Here is a 14,279-nt window from a genome sequence, read left to right on the forward strand (position 1 = left end):
ACTTTCCCGACCGGGACGGCTGCGATACCATCCGACTCCCCAACGGATTCCCGCCAGGACGACGCGATGAACCGAGTGTTGTACCCAGGTACCTTCGACCCTATTACCAAGGGCCATGGCGATCTGGTCGAACGCGCCTCGCGCCTGTTCGACCATGTGATCATCGCCGTCGCCGCCAGCCCCAAGAAGAATCCGCTGTTCCCGCTGGAACAACGGGTCGAGCTGGCCCGCGAGGTCACCAAACACCTGCCGAACGTGGAAGTGGTCGGCTTCTCGACGCTGCTCGCGCATTTCGCCAAAGAGCAGAACGCCAACGTGTTTCTGCGTGGCCTGCGCGCGGTGTCGGACTTCGAATACGAATTCCAGCTGGCCAACATGAACCGCCAGTTGGCACCGGATGTGGAGAGCCTTTTTCTCACCCCGTCCGAACGTTATTCGTTCATTTCCTCGACCCTGGTGCGGGAAATCGCGGCCCTGGGTGGCGATATCAGCAAGTTCGTCCACCCGGCGGTGGCCGAGGCCCTGACCTTGCGCTTCAAGAAGTAACGACCGTTCAAACGGCGCCCGCGTGCACTACGGGCGCCAATGCGGCACAATTGCGCGCATTGATTCATAGCGCCCGGGCTCCCCGCCCCGGCTGGAGTTAGCATGTCCCTGATCATCACCGACGATTGCATCAACTGCGACGTCTGCGAACCCGAGTGCCCGAACGCCGCCATTTCCCAAGGCGAAGAGATCTACGTGATCGACCCGAACCTGTGCACCCAGTGCGTCGGCCACTACGACGAGCCGCAGTGCCAGCAGGTCTGCCCGGTGGATTGCATTCCACTGGACGAAGCCCATCCGGAGACTGAAGAACAGTTGATGGAGAAGTACCGCAAGATCACCGGCAAGGCTTGAGCCACTGAATCCGATCGCAGCTCCAGGCTGCGATCGCTTTATTCGCGCTGCTCGAACCCCTCCCCTGTGCAGCCCAGGCATCGCACGAACGCCGCTTTCGCCGGCGCCACGACCAGCGCCTCCCCCGCATCGCCAATCCCGCCCCCCAGTGCGGTGAACGGCAACGACACGACAAACGCCCCGGCACCGATCACCGTCGCCACCACCAGCAATGGTCGGGCAATCAGCAGATCGCCGAGCATGGCGTAAGCCGGTGGATTCTGGATCGCGTAACGCGGGTCACCGCTGCCGCCTTCCGTGGCCTGGACGGTCAGGCTGAAGCACAGCAGCAGTGCGACGATGAGGGTTTGCAAGGTCTTCATGGCACGATCCTTCGGGCTGAACAGTGAGACAACTCACTATAGACCGTAGGACTTTTGCAGCTTTTGCGCTTAGCTCTGGCAGCGCGGGCACCAGACGCTGGCACGCTGGCCGAGCTTCATTTCCCGCAGGCCCGTACCGCAGACCTTGCAGTGCTCACCACCGCGACCGTAGACAAACAGCTCCTGCTGGAAATACCCCGGCTGCCCGTCGCCGCCGATGAAATCGCGCAAAGTGGTGCCGCCTCGCTCGATGGCCGCAGCGAGGATGCGTTTGATCTCGATGGCCAGCTTCAAGTAGCGCCCCCGGGAAATGCCTTTGGCTTCACGACGCGGATCGATACCGGCAGCGAACAGCGCTTCGGTCGCGTAGATATTGCCGACTCCCACCACCACCGCGTTGTCCATGATGAACGGCTTGACCGCCATCGACCGCCCGCGCGACAGCTGATACAACCGCTCGCCATCGAACAGATCGGTCAACGGCTCCGGGCCCAGACGGATCAGCAATTCGTGATTGAGCGGATCGGTGCTCCAGAGCATCGCCCCGAAACGCCGCGGATCGGTGTAGCGCAGGGCCAGGCCCGATTCCAGCTCGATGTCGACATGCTCATGCTTGGCCGCCGGCATCCCGACCTCAACCAGCCGCAGGTTGCCCGACATGCCCAAGTGGCTGATCAACGTGCCGACTTCGGCGTTGATCAACAAATACTTGGCGCGCCGCTCGACCAGCACGATGCGCTGCCCGGACAGGCGCACGTCGAGGTCGTCGGGAATCGGCCAGCGTAGCCGTCGGTCACGCACGATGACCCGGCTGACACGCTGGCCTTCCAGATGCGGGGCGATGCCGCGGCGGGTGGTTTCGACTTCCGGCAGTTCAGGCATGAATTCCTCGAATCATCAGCTTCTTGAATCAGTGTGCGCCAAGTTCGCGGATCGTCTGCTTCAACGTTTCAAAGTCGTAGTCCGAGAGGCCGATGTATTCCAGCACCAACGGCCCGACGGCCCGCCATTCGAAGTCTTCGGTCTGGTTCCCCAGCACCCGGTACGACGCGCAGATGTGCTCGGCCATTTTCAGGATCGCCAGCAGGTTTTTCATCTGACTGTTGCGCGAGGTCTCGTCGCTGAAGATTGCCAACGCGTTGTGATGGTTGGCGATGGCCGCGCTGACATGCTCCGGCAGGCGCCAGGATTTGGCGGTGTAATAACCGACCACCGAGTGGTTGGTGTTGTAGACATCGTTCTCGGTGTCCACAACCCGGCGCTCGGCCCCCGCATTGGCATATGCCGTTTCGAGCGTCGTCATGTAGTCCGGGAAACGCTGAAGCATCAGCGGCACGCCGCAGTCATGGAACAGACCCAGGGCGTAAGCCTCGTCGCTCGCCTCGGTGCCGACGCGCTTGGCCAGGGTCAGGCAGGTCATGGCCACGTCCTGGGCGGTGTCCCAGAAACGGTTGAGGGTGACGATGGTGTCATCGTTCATTTCGCCCTTGATCGACATCGCGTTGATCAGGTTGATGATCGAACGGCTGCCCAGCAGGTTCACCGCGCGCTTGATCGAGGTGATCTTGTTGCTCAGCCCGTAATACGGCGAATTGACGATTTTCAGCAGCGAGCCGGACAGACCGGGATCCTGGGAGATCAGCTTGGCGATCGTCTCCAGATCCGGGTCGGGCATGTACTGCTCCATTTGCAGATCCACCATGATCTGCGGCTGCGCGGGCACACTGATGCCCTGCAGGGACTGTTGAATCTGTTCGGTGGTCAGCTCTTGGGACATATGTACACACTCTGGGACAGGCGGCGATTCTAACCTCTAAAAACCGACGCACGACACACCAGCGGGCAATTCGCAGGAACTTTCACTTTCCGTCCGCCTTCGGAATCTGTAGTGCCCGGAACAGATACACGTCTGTCTCGGGCAGTAATCCCAACAGACTCAGGAGCTTAACGATGGCGACTTCTCTCAGCGGCAAGCGCGTCGCTTTTCTGGTAACCGATGGTTTCGAGCAAGTCGAGCTGACCGGTCCCAAACAGGCACTGGAGCAGGCTGGAGCGCAGGTTGACATCCTCTCCGCCGAAACCGGCAGCGTCAAAGGCTGGAACCACGATAAACCTGCGGACGACTTCAAGGTTGACCAGACCTTCCAGGGCGCAAGCATTGATCAATACGACGCCGTGGTGCTGCCCGGCGGTGTGCAGAACTCTGACACCATTCGCATCGATCAGGACGCCCAGCATCTGGTCAAGACCGGTGCCTCCGCCGGCAAACCGATCGCGGTGATCTGCCATGGCAGCTGGCTGCTGATTTCGGCAGGGCTGGTCAATGGCAAAACCATGACCAGCTACAAGACCGTCAAGGACGACTTGGTCAATGCGGGGGTGAACTGGGTCGATCAGGAGGTGGTCAAGGACGGCAACCTGATCAGCAGCCGTCAACCGGATGATATTCCGGCGTTCAGTAACGCGCTGATCGAGACGCTGTCGGCATAGGGCTCCGGCGCGTTTCATCGCACGCCAAACCCGGCATGAGGCGCAACACGGTATACTCCCGCTCTTTTTTCCGGAGCGACGTCATGTCCCTGCCTAGCTTGCGCCTCAAAGCCAACGCCGACCGTCGCCTGCGCGCCGGTCACCTGTGGATCTACAGCAACGAAATCGACGTGGCCGCGACCCCGTTGCACGGCTTCAAGGCCGGCGACCAGGCGATCCTCGAAGCCGCGGGCGGCAAGCCGCTGGGCATTGTCGCCATGAGCCCGAACAACCTGATCTGCGCCCGCCTGCTGTCGCGCGACATCAAGCTGGCGCTGGACAAGTCGCTGCTGGTGCATCGCCTGAACGTGGCCCTGTCGCTGCGCGAGCGCCTGTTCGACAAGCCGTTTTATCGCCTGGTCTACGGCGATTCCGACCTGCTGCCGGGTCTGGTGGTCGACCGTTTCGGCGACATCCTCGTGGTACAACTCGCCTCCGCGACCATGGAAGCCCATAAAGATGACGTGATCGCGGCGCTGACCCAAGTGCTCAAGCCAAGCGGCATCCTGTTCAAGAACGACTCCGCCGCCCGCGATGCCGAAGGCCTCGAGCGCTACACCGAAACCGTCTTCGGCGTGGTGCCGGAGTGGGTGGCGCTGGAAGAGAACGGCGTGAAATTCGAAGCGCCGGTCGTTCAAGGTCAGAAAACCGGCTGGTTCTACGATCACCGTATGAACCGCGCCCGCCTGGCCCCTTACGCCAAGGGCAAACGCGTGCTGGACCTGTACAGCTACATCGGTGGCTGGGGTGTGCAGGCCGCCGCATTCGGCGCCAGCGAAGTGTTCTGCGTCGACGCCTCGGGCTTCGCCCTCGATGGCGTCGAGCGCAATGCCGCACTGAATGGTTTCGCCGACAAGATGACCTGCATCGAAGGCGACGTCTTCGAAGCCCTGAAGGAACTCAAGGCCAGCGAAGAACGCTTCGACGTGATCGTTGCCGACCCGCCTGCGTTCATCAAGCGCAAGAAAGACCTGAAAAACGGTGAAGGCGCCTACCGTCGCCTGAACGAGCAAGCCATGCGCCTGCTCAACAAGGACGGCATCCTGTTCAGCGCTTCGTGCTCGATGCACCTGCCGGAAGACGATCTGCAGAACATCTTGCTGACCAGCGCCCGTCACCTGGATCGCAACATCCAACTGCTGGAGCGTGGTGGTCAGGGTCCGGATCATCCGGTACACCCGGCCATTCCGGAAACCCGCTACATCAAGAGCATCACCTGCCGCCTGCTGCCTAACAGCTGACAAACGCACGGCACTGACGCGGTCGAAAGGGGAGCCCACGGGCTCCCCTTTTTTGTCTTGTACTTGGCTTTCCTACATTTATCGTCCTGCCGACGTGCAGGATATTTCCTCAAATATCTTATTTACTGAAATTTAACTTACACACTCACTTCCAGCCGAAGATCACTCCGACAAAATTACTGGATAATTCCTACTTAATATTTGCTTGCGATTAATCCATTACAAACTATTATTAAGTCGTCACCACGAAGGTGACACCAACTAACCACGAAGCATCAATGAACAAGGAGTTCAATCATGAAAGCAATTACTCTGGAATCCCGCACTCTCGCCAACCTGGCTTTCCTGGTCGCGCCTAAAGCCCGATAAGTAAGGCTGGCGCTGGGTATAGCCGGCTACCCAGCGCCTCTGACAAAGCATCTATCCAGAGCAGCGTGCCCCGACATGTATATAAACCCTTATTTATTCATACTGCCACGAACGCCCGGCCAGATAGTCTGGAACTACAAAGACCATACACAACATGAATTAGATTTCGAGTACTCCTCTCGACTGGCACAACTTATCCACAACCCTGATTTATACGACGACAACAACACAATAGACACGCAACTTTTAAATGCCGGAATACTGACCTCTTCAAAAATCTCGGCGCCTGTCTGGGGCTGGGATGAACTGTCCAGGATCTACCATATCGGCACCCGGAATATTCCCTGCGAATATATTCCCCGAAATATTCAGGAATGGTCCAGGCAGTACCTTGAACACTGCAACACGGTGCTGGCCACTCCACCACCGACCGACGTCCCTTTGGAGACCGGCCCGAACGCACTTGTCGCGCTGCCCGAACCGCTGGCACCGAATGACGACAGCCTGTTGAATTCACTGATCCGGCGAAAAACCTGCCGATCCTTCACCGGCGCCGCCGTACCGCTGGAGGATGTAGCCACCTTGCTTTACCTGTCACTCGGCTACCTGCAGGAACGCGAAGCCGACCGCGACGACAGCATCGCCGACGGGCTTGGCGCGCGGCGCAGCAGCCCTTCTGGCGGCGGCCTCAATGCCTGCACCGGGTATGTGCTTGTACAGAGCGTCGAGGGACTGGCACCGGGTGTGTATGCCTACCACCCCGCCGAACACACCCTGAGCTTCATCAACCCCTTACCCGACACCGCGCCCGGCCATCTGCTGGGAGGCCAGCATTTCATCAACAACCTGCCATTGGGCCTGTTCATCAGCGCTCGCTTCGACCGGCTCTGGTGGAAATACCCGCACTCGCGCGCCTATCGGATGGCGCTCATCGAAGCCGGACACCTATCACAGACGTTTCAACTGGTGGCTACAGCGCTGGGCATGAACACCTGGCTGACGGGTGCGTTTTCCGACGACCAGGTGGAAACGTTGCTGAAGCTCGAGAACAGTGCGGAACAACCCTTGTTCTTCGTCGGTTGCGGGGAAAGCGACGGTCAGGCGATGTGTCAGGAAATGCGCGACCTGCTGCGTGAGGCACAACCATGAGCGCCCTCGCCCCGGTACCGGTCTTTCAGTTCACCCTGAGTGACTGGAACACCCGCGCCTCGGTCCGTATCAGTCCTCACGATTACCGCTTGCCGGACAACGTGCAGGAACAACTGGAGACCCGGCACTGGTTTCCGCCGGCGTTCCTGCCCTATCTGGCCCATCCGGCTATCGAAGCAGCGGACCGTTCGATGCTGCATCGGCTTACGGCCCGGCATCTGGTGCATTTTCTCGACTACACCACGCTGCTCGAACACCGGATCGTCAATCGCGCCGTCGAAACCATCGTCCACGGCGAACTGCCGGTCGCCGTGCCGGCGCCGATGAAAACCGCCGCACTCCAGCTCTACACCGACGAGGGCTATCACGCCCTGTTTTCCAGTCAGGTGGCGGAACAGATCGCCAGCCTCTACGCCATCACCGGGCGCCCGGTAATGCCCAGACGGATCACGCGGATGAATCTGCTGATCGCACGCACAGGAAAGAAGCAGCGGCCGTTGGCTTGCTTTCTTCTGGGGTTCGTCTCGGAAACCATCATTGCCCGGGAACTGCTGGATGTCTGCCGCGACAGCCTGGTATCCGGCGTCAACGACATGTTGCGCGATCACCTCACCGACGAAGCGCGCCACAGCCGCTATTTCACCGAGGTGTTCCACTACCTCTGGTTGCACTTGAATCCGCAACAGCGGACGTTCACCGCGACGACCTTGCTCGACATTCTGGAAATCTTCTTCGAAGTGGATGAGCACTGGCTGCAGGAAAGCCTCTGTGGCGCAGGCCTTGCAAACACGACGGTGATGGACATTCTCGGCACGCTGACAACGACCCGGGCCCGTCGGCAGCGGGCTCGCGCCGGTAGCCTCGCCACACTGAACGCTTTGAAAAAAGCCGGATTTTTCGCCGAACCTCAAAACCAGACACTTTTTGCCAGGGCAGGACTGATCGATGGATGACGGACAATCTGTGGTGACTCAACGCCAGCGGCGCGGTGCTGTCAGTCTCTTGCTGGCAATGGTGTTGCTAGGCGTTTTCCCGCTGGATGTCCTGCTGCCTTCTTTTCCGGCACTGGCCGAGCACTTTCGCAGCACCCCGGCGGACATCGCCCTGTCGATCAGCCTGTTTGCCGTCGGGATTGCCTTCGCCCAGTTACTGATCGGGCCGCTGTCGGATGTGATCGGTCGCAAGGGCCTGCTGCTCGCCGGCATGAGCGTCTCAATGCTCGGCGCCCTCGGGTGCGTGATGACCTCGGACTATTCACTGTTTCTCCTATTCAGGGTGGTACAGGCGCTGGGATGCGGTTGCTTCGTGCTGTCACAGGCGCTGGTTCAGGACCTTTTCGAAGGCGAAGAACGTGATCGCCTGCGGATCCTGATGGTCACCGCCACCGGAATTTTCATCTCGGTATCGCCGCTCGCCGGCACCTTCCTTCAGGCAACGCTGGGCTGGCGCGGCAGCTTCTGGGTGTTCACCGCGCTGTCCGCCATCGTGCTGCTCAAGGCATGGTGGTTGCTCGATAGCAGTCGGCCAGCAGCCAGCGGCGGTACACCCACCCACTTTCTGAAGGCTTACCGGCGCGTTCTGGGAGATTTCGACTTCGTCCGATACTGGCTGATTTCCGCCTTCGCCTTCGCCTGCCACTTTTCGTTCATCGTGATTTCGCCGCTGATTTTCATGGACCGCCTGCAACTGTCCGCCTATGACTTCTCGTTGATCCTGCTGATCTACGGCGCGGCGTATGTAGTCGGAGGCATCCTCGCCAGCGTACTGAGCAGACGCATCAACGGTGGCCAGCAGATTGTCGTCGGGCTGAGCCTGATCCTGTTCGCCGGCCTGACCATGCTGTATCTGGCATCTAACTTCGCACTGACTCCGGCCACCGTGCTGATCCCGATGCTGATCTGCACCGCCGGCACCACCATCGCCCGGCCCGCAGCCACCTCGCGGGCAATGAGTCTGTTTCCCGAAAACGCCGGCACGTCGGCATCGGCCGGCAGTACGCTGATCTTCATTTGCGGCGGGTTGATCAGTGCGTTGATCAGCCTGAGCCCTGCCAACCTGCATGCCACGCTGGGCTACAGCTTCGTGATACTCAGCGGGGTGGCACTGGCATTGAACGCCCGGATCAGCCGTCGCAACGATCTTGTGGGGCAACCGGACAGCGATTAAACCTGCCGGTCGTCATTGCGCACGCTTCGTCAGTACTGGAACAACGCTTTGCGCCATTCCCTCCTGACGCCAGCGGTGTAGAATCGCGAGATTCATCGCCATTCATCCCCCGGCGGGTTTATGAGCTCAGGCTGAGACCAGCGGCGATCCCGCAACGTCATCGGCAACATCAGGACACACGGCCATTTCTGAGTGTTCCAGACGTCAACAGAAGCTCACTCCCTTTTGATACCTGATTAGCCGCCCGGAGTGCTCCATGCCAGATTACCGCTCGAAAACATCCACCCACGGCCGCAACATGGCCGGCGCCCGCGCACTGTGGCGCGCCACCGGGATGAAAGATGACGACTTCAAGAAGCCGATCATCGCCATTGCCAACTCCTTCACCCAGTTCGTACCGGGCCACGTCCACCTGAAGGACCTGGGTCAGCTGGTTGCCCGTGAAATCGAACGCGCCGGCGGCGTTGCCAAAGAATTCAACACCATCGCCGTGGACGATGGCATCGCCATGGGTCACGACGGCATGCTCTATTCGCTGCCGAGCCGCGAGATCATCGCCGACTCCGTCGAGTACATGGTCAACGCCCACTGCGCCGACGCCATCGTCTGCATCTCGAACTGCGACAAGATCACCCCGGGCATGCTGATGGCCGCCCTGCGCCTGAACATTCCGGTGATCTTCGTCTCCGGCGGCCCGATGGAAGCCGGCAAGACCAAACTGGCCAGCCACGGTCTCGACCTGGTCGACGCCATGGTGATCGCCGCCGACTCCAGCGCTTCTGACGAGAAGGTTGCCGAGTACGAGCGCAGCGCCTGCCCGACCTGCGGTTCGTGCTCCGGCATGTTCACCGCCAACTCGATGAACTGCCTGACCGAAGCCCTGGGCCTTGCATTGCCAGGCAACGGTTCGACCCTGGCCACCCACAGCGATCGCGAACAGCTGTTCCTGCAGGCCGGCCGTACCATCGTCGAACTGTGCAAACGCTACTACGGCGAGAACGACGAGTCGGTACTGCCGCGCAACATCGCCAACTTCAAGGCGTTCGAGAACGCGATGATGCTCGACATCGCCATGGGCGGTTCGACCAACACCATCCTGCACTTGCTGGCCGCGGCCCAGGAAGCCGAGATCGACTTCGACCTGCGTGACATCGATCGTCTGTCGCGCAAGGTGCCGCAATTGTGCAAGGTCGCGCCGAACATCCAGAAGTACCACATGGAAGACGTGCACCGCGCCGGCGGCATCTTCAGCATCCTCGGTTCGCTGGCCCGTGGCGGCCTGCTGCACACCGATCTGCCGACCGTGCACAGCCGCAGCATGGAAGAAGCCATCGCCAAGTGGGACATCACCCAGACCGACGATGAAGCCGTGCACCACTTCTTCAAGGCAGGCCCGGCGGGCATTCCGACGCAGACCGCATTCAGCCAGTCGACCCGCTGGGAAACCCTCGACGACGACCGTGAAAACGGCTGCATCCGCAGCTTCGAACATGCCTATTCGAAAGAAGGTGGCCTGGCCGTGCTGTACGGCAACATCGCCCTGGACGGCTGCGTGGTGAAAACCGCCGGCGTCGACGAGTCGATCCACGTCTTTGAAGGCAACGCGAAGATCTTCGAAAGCCAGGACAGCGCCGTGCGCGGCATCCTCGCCGACGAAGTAAAGGAAGGCGACATCGTCATCATTCGCTACGAAGGCCCGAAAGGCGGCCCGGGCATGCAGGAAATGCTCTACCCGACGTCGTATCTGAAATCCAAAGGCCTGGGCAAAGCCTGCGCCCTGCTGACCGATGGCCGTTTCTCCGGCGGCACTTCCGGTCTGTCCATCGGCCACGCTTCGCCAGAGGCTGCGGCCGGCGGCGCGATCGGTCTGGTGCAGGACGGCGACAAGGTGCTGATCGACATCCCGAACCGCTCGATCAACCTGTTGATCAGCGATGAAGAACTGGCGGCACGCCGGGTCGAGCAGGACAAGAAAGGCTGGAAACCGGTCGAGCAGCGCCCACGCAAAGTGACCACCGCCCTCAAGGCCTACGCCCTGCTGGCGACCAGCGCCGACAAGGGTGCGGTGCGCAACAAGGCGATGCTCGACGGGCTGTAAGCGTCAAATCGCAGAAATAAAAATGCCCCGCCAAGTGCGGGGCATTTTTTTGCCTTCAGGTTTTGATCGTTCCCACGCTCCCGCGTGGGAATGCCTCAAGGGACGCTCTGCGTCCAGTGACGCAGAGCGTCACGGGCTGCGTTCCCACGCGGACGGTTCGACGCCTCGACGTGGGAACGATCACCGTCGCAATTACTGGATTTCTTCAGGTTTGACGATCACCCAGTTCTTGTCCGCCGTCACCGGCAAACCTTCCTTCGCCTGGGCTGCAGCGTGCTTGGCCATCATGCCCTGGATCTGGGTCATGTACTTGTCCTTGCGGTTGACCCACAGGTGAATGCCGCCCTTGGCCACGTCCACATCGTGGAACAACATGTAGCCGTCGCTGGCCGGCGTATCACCACCCACCAGTACCGGTTTTTTCCACTCGTCGATATAGGTCAGGATCGCCGCGTGCTTGCCGGCCATCCAGGTCGCCGGGGTCCACAGGTAGGGGGTCAGTTCGAGGCCGAGGTTGGCTTTCTCGTCATATTTGCCGGCGGTGATCTGCTTGCGCGCGGTGGTCAGCTCGCCGGTTTCGCGGTTCTTCAGCAACGTGGTCACGCCGATCACGTTCTGCGGTTTGACGTTGTAGCCGTATTTCGGATCGGCCGCGACCATGCGCACCAGTTCCTCGGAGGCGGCAGTCATCACGTAGACCTCGATGCCGTTCTCCATGAGTTTGTTGTACAGCTCTTTCTGGCCAGTGAAGATCTTCGGCGGATTCACATCCAGAGTCTTGACCACGTCACCTTCGTAATAAGTCGTCGGCACCGGCTTGCCCGAGGCCATCAGCTCATCGACGTAGCCCTTGAGCTCCTTGAGGGTGAAGCCGGAGAACACTTGCGCCACCCATGGATAGCAGACCATGTCGTCGACTTCGCACAGGCGGTAGTAGTAGCTGAACAGGCTTTCCTTGTGGTCGGCGGTGTCCTTGAACGGCATCAGTTTCAGGGAGGGGTCGAGCTTGTCGCGGGTGATCAGGCCCTTGTTTTCCATGAACGGCAGCAACGACTCTTCGAGGTCGTAGCGGTAACTCGTGTTGTCCATGTCGAACACCGCATAGTTACCCTTGTTGGCGTTGGCGGCGATCATCGCGTCCAGTGCCTTGGCCTGATCCGCCGGCCAGTGTTTCAGGTCGGTGGCAAAGGCCTGAGTGGCCAGGCCCATTCCCACAGTCAGTGCGACAGCCAGAAATTTCGGTGTGAACTTCATTGGCGCTTTCTCCCTGGGTCAAAGAAATCGACGCTAACAAATATGTGTGACAGTCCTCGTCTGTCAGCGACCGTCCACGTCCGTTTCGCGCCAGCTGCATCGCCGAGAGCGACACCCGCTTATTCCAAAAACGACGGATTACCTTTGATTTCGGTATTAAATCATTGGAAATCAAGCTGTTAGGCTTGCCGGTTCGCAACAGCCCCGGAAGGCTGTTGGCACAGTCTTTTCTGGAGTTCTCATGAATCTGCCCCTGATTCTCAACCTGCTGGTGTTCCTCGCCCTGCTCTTTGGTCTGGCGCAAACCCGCCACACCTCGTGGAGCCTGGCGAAAAAAGTCCTGCTCGCGCTGGTGCTGGGCGTGGCCTTCGGTATCGCGCTGCACACGATTTACGGTGCCGGCAACCCGGTGCTGAAAGCCTCGATCGGCTGGTTCGATCTGGTCGGCAACGGTTACGTGCAACTGCTGCAAATGATCGTGATCCCGCTGGTGTTCGCCTCGATCCTCAGCGCCGTGGCTCGTCTGCACAACGCTTCATCGCTGGGCAAGATCAGCTTCCTGACCATCGGCACGCTGCTGTTCACCACCGCGATTGCGGCGCTGATCGGCATCGGCCTGACCAACCTGTTCGGCCTGACCGCCGAAGGCCTGGTGGCCGGCACTCAGGAACTGGCCCGCCTGCAAACCATTCAGACCGACTACGCCGGCAAGGTCGCCGACCTGAATGTGCCGCAACTGTTGCTGTCGTTCATCCCGCAGAACCCGTTCGCCGACTTGGCCCGGGCCAAGCCGACTTCGATCATCAGCGTGGTGATTTTCGCCGCGTTCCTGGGGGTTGCCGCGCTGCAACTGCTCAAGGATGACGTCGAGAAAGGTCAGAAAGTGATCAACGCCATCGATACCCTGCAAGCCTGGGTGATGCGTCTGGTGCGTCTGGTGATGAAGCTGACCCCGTACGGCGTTCTGGCGCTGATGACCAAAGTGGTGGCCGGTTCCAACCTGCAGGACATCATCAAGCTCGGCAGTTTCGTGGTGGTGTCGTACCTCGGCCTGGGCCTGATGTTTGTGGTACATGGCCTGCTGGTGTCGGCCGCCGGAATCAACCCGCTGCGTTTCTTCCGCAAGATCTGGCCGGTGCTGACCTTCGCGTTCACCAGCCGCTCCAGCGCCGCGAGCATTCCGCTGAGCATCGAAGCGCAGACCCGTCGTCTGGGCATTCCACAATCGGTGGCAAGTTTCGCCGCTTCGTTCGGTGCGACCATCGGTCAGAACGGTTGCGCCGGTCTGTACCCGGCGATGCTGGCGGTGATGGTTGCGCCAACCGTCGGCATCAACCCGCTGGATCCGCTGTGGATCGCGACGCTGGTGGCGATTGTTACCTTAAGTTCGGCCGGTGTGGCGGGCGTGGGTGGCGGTGCGACCTTCGCCGCGCTGATCGTGCTGCCGGCCATGGGCTTGCCGGTTTCGCTGGTGGCGTTGCTGATTTCGGTAGAGCCGCTGATCGACATGGGTCGTACGGCGCTGAACGTGAGTGGTTCGATCACCGCTGGCGCGATTACCAGCCAGGCGATGCAGCAGACCGACAAGGCACTGCTGGATGCCGATGAGCATGCGGAGCTTGCTCAGGCTTGATTGACGTTGTGGCGAGGGAGCGTGCTCCCTCGCCACAGGTTCAAGCTTTTTCCCAGACTTCGAAGTTGTAAGCCGGTTTGTCGCCTTCAGCCGGATTCGGCACATCCGACACCCGTGTCCACTGGTTCAGATCGAACGCCGGAAACCACGCATCCCCTTCCGGGCTCAGAGCCACGCGAGTCAGATACAAGCGATCCGCCTGCGCCAGCCCTTGCGCATACAACTGCGCCCCGCCAATCAGCATCAATTCGTCGACGCCCTGCTCTTTCGCCCATTCTTCGGCGCGAACCACGGCCGCTTCCAGCGACGGATAGACTTCCGCACCTTCCAGCACAAGACCCTGCTGACGGCTGACCACGATGTTCAAACGCCCCGGCAACGGGCGACCCAGCGAGTCCCAGGTCTTGCGGCCCATGATGATCGGCTTGCCGAGCGTCGTGGCCTTGAAGTATTTGAAATCCCCCGGCAGGTGCCAGGGCATGCTGTTATCGACGCCGATCACACGGTTTTCACCGAGGGCTGCGATCAGGCTGAGGGGGAGTGATTTAGTCATGCCGGCGAGGATACCAGAGCCGCCC

General features: G+C 60.4%; 14 protein-coding genes. 9 read left to right on the forward strand and 5 right to left on the reverse strand.

The genetic code is table 11. The features are described from left to right. Positions 1-66: 66 nt before the first annotated feature. On the forward strand, positions 67-546 hold the full coding sequence (gene coaD, locus ACKJSM_RS03875) for a pantetheine-phosphate adenylyltransferase (RefSeq protein WP_007953414.1): 480 nt from the start codon (positions 67-69) through the stop codon (positions 544-546). A gap of 102 nt (positions 547-648) precedes the next feature. After that, positions 649-900, forward strand: coding sequence for a YfhL family 4Fe-4S dicluster ferredoxin (locus ACKJSM_RS03880; protein WP_003195146.1), 252 nt, complete (start codon positions 649-651; stop codon positions 898-900). A gap of 38 nt (positions 901-938) precedes the next feature. Here the strand turns inward: ACKJSM_RS03880 and ACKJSM_RS03885 are convergent, their stop codons facing one another. The 3 genes from ACKJSM_RS03885 to ACKJSM_RS03895 all read right to left on the reverse strand — a co-directional run bounded on the left by ACKJSM_RS03885 (position 939) and on the right by ACKJSM_RS03895 (position 2,985). Further along, positions 939-1,262: a multidrug transporter gene (locus ACKJSM_RS03885; protein WP_236178801.1), complete on the reverse strand. Its 324-nt coding sequence runs from the start codon at positions 1,260-1,262 to the stop codon at positions 939-941. 69 nt (positions 1,263-1,331) lie between these two features. Further along, positions 1,332-2,144: a bifunctional DNA-formamidopyrimidine glycosylase/DNA-(apurinic or apyrimidinic site) lyase gene (gene mutM / locus ACKJSM_RS03890; protein ID WP_236178800.1), complete on the reverse strand. Its 813-nt coding sequence runs from the start codon at positions 2,142-2,144 to the stop codon at positions 1,332-1,334. 28 nt (positions 2,145-2,172) lie between these two features. Next, positions 2,173-2,985 (reverse strand): HDOD domain-containing protein, encoded by an 813-nt coding sequence (locus ACKJSM_RS03895; RefSeq protein ID WP_410236804.1) that lies wholly within the window; start codon positions 2,983-2,985, stop codon positions 2,173-2,175. A gap of 227 nt (positions 2,986-3,212) precedes the next feature. Between ACKJSM_RS03895 and ACKJSM_RS03900 the strand changes: the two genes are divergently transcribed. The 6 genes from ACKJSM_RS03900 to ilvD all read left to right on the forward strand — a co-directional run bounded on the left by ACKJSM_RS03900 (position 3,213) and on the right by ilvD (position 10,814). Continuing rightward, positions 3,213-3,752, forward strand: a complete 540-nt coding sequence (locus ACKJSM_RS03900) for a type 1 glutamine amidotransferase domain-containing protein (protein WP_410236667.1) — start codon at positions 3,213-3,215, stop codon at positions 3,750-3,752. An 83-nt stretch (positions 3,753-3,835) separates the two neighbouring features. Further along, entirely contained in the window at positions 3,836-5,032 is a 1,197-nt protein-coding gene (locus ACKJSM_RS03905) for a class I SAM-dependent rRNA methyltransferase (RefSeq protein ID WP_074690133.1), read from the forward strand. A gap of 444 nt (positions 5,033-5,476) precedes the next feature. Next, entirely contained in the window at positions 5,477-6,550 is a 1,074-nt protein-coding gene (locus tag ACKJSM_RS03910) for a SagB family peptide dehydrogenase (protein ID WP_410236668.1), read from the forward strand. Continuing rightward, positions 6,547-7,503 (forward strand): diiron oxygenase, encoded by a 957-nt coding sequence (locus tag ACKJSM_RS03915; RefSeq protein ID WP_410236669.1) that lies wholly within the window; start codon positions 6,547-6,549, stop codon positions 7,501-7,503. Before ACKJSM_RS03910 ends, ACKJSM_RS03915 begins: the two co-directional genes overlap by 4 nt. After that, positions 7,496-8,716 carry a multidrug effflux MFS transporter gene (locus ACKJSM_RS03920; RefSeq protein ID WP_236178796.1) on the forward strand — a complete coding sequence of 407 codons (1,221 nt, stop codon included), beginning with the start codon at positions 7,496-7,498 and terminating at the stop codon, positions 8,714-8,716. Before ACKJSM_RS03915 ends, ACKJSM_RS03920 begins: the two co-directional genes overlap by 8 nt. 256 nt (positions 8,717-8,972) lie before the next feature. Beyond that, positions 8,973-10,814, forward strand: a complete 1,842-nt coding sequence (gene ilvD / locus ACKJSM_RS03925; protein ID WP_011336405.1) for a dihydroxy-acid dehydratase — start codon at positions 8,973-8,975, stop codon at positions 10,812-10,814. Between the two features lie 192 nt (positions 10,815-11,006). On the opposite strand, the gene ACKJSM_RS03930 is transcribed toward ilvD, so the two are convergent. Then, entirely contained in the window at positions 11,007-12,068 is a 1,062-nt protein-coding gene (locus tag ACKJSM_RS03930; RefSeq protein WP_410236670.1) for a haloacid dehalogenase-like hydrolase, read from the reverse strand. 241 nt (positions 12,069-12,309) lie between these two features. Between ACKJSM_RS03930 and ACKJSM_RS03935 the strand changes: the two genes are divergently transcribed. Further along, positions 12,310-13,701: an L-cystine transporter gene (locus ACKJSM_RS03935; RefSeq protein WP_410236671.1), complete on the forward strand. Its 1,392-nt coding sequence runs from the start codon at positions 12,310-12,312 to the stop codon at positions 13,699-13,701. Between the two features lie 40 nt (positions 13,702-13,741). Here ACKJSM_RS03935 and ACKJSM_RS03940 read toward each other — a convergent pair whose 3' ends face one another. Beyond that, positions 13,742-14,254 carry a dihydrofolate reductase gene (locus tag ACKJSM_RS03940; RefSeq protein WP_236178793.1) on the reverse strand — a complete coding sequence of 171 codons (513 nt, stop codon included), beginning with the start codon at positions 14,252-14,254 and terminating at the stop codon, positions 13,742-13,744. Positions 14,255-14,279 lie beyond the last annotated feature (25 nt).

The sequence above is a fragment of the Pseudomonas sp. PHC1 genome, assembly GCF_046487845.1.
GTDB classification, from domain to species: domain Bacteria; phylum Pseudomonadota; class Gammaproteobacteria; order Pseudomonadales; family Pseudomonadaceae; genus Aquipseudomonas; species Aquipseudomonas sputi.